The organism is Methylobacterium sp. WL103 (genome assembly GCF_008039885.1).
Lineage (GTDB): Bacteria > Pseudomonadota > Alphaproteobacteria > Rhizobiales > Beijerinckiaceae > Methylobacterium > Methylobacterium cerastii.
In genome coordinates this window covers 1-435 of record NZ_VRUX01001301.1, presented here as the reverse complement: position 1 = coordinate 435, position 435 = coordinate 1, and the positions used below count along the sequence as shown (strand labels likewise).

At 63.0% G+C, this 435-nt stretch carries 1 protein-coding gene; it reads left to right on the top strand.

Going from position 1 to position 435, the window contains the following annotated elements; translation table 11 throughout:
* Window positions 1-272: hypothetical protein (locus tag FV222_RS30845; RefSeq protein WP_210248533.1), on the top strand; the 272-nt coding region annotated here is incomplete at its 5' end.
* Window positions 273-435 lie beyond the last annotated feature (163 nt).

Sequence of the window (435 nt, the reverse complement as noted above, 5' to 3'; positions counted from 1 at the left end):
TTCCTCGCCCCCTGCAGCACCCGTCCGACGCACCGCCCGCACAGACCGGGCCGGCCGCGACGACGGGTCGTTCGCGGCAGCGCGCCGAGGTCATCCTCCGGTGGCGATGCCGCATGCCAGTTTGCGGGATGATAAACGAAGCATATCAATTTCGTTTAACTGCTGTTCATGTCATCGATTTGCAGGATTGTGCAGAAATACCGTGGAACGGTTTTTCTTTGCTGTCCGTTTATGGCCCGTACAACCGGATAAACGGAGATAATACATGTTAAAGCACGTTCGCGTCGCCGCCCTTGCGACCACCTTCGTCATCGGCGGCGCTGCCATGGCGCTCGCGCAGTCGTCCTCCACCGTGGGCACCGGCGGCTCTTCGGCGGGCGGCGGCACCAGCTCGTCGACGGTCGGCACTGGCGGCTCCTCGGCAGGATCCGGCAG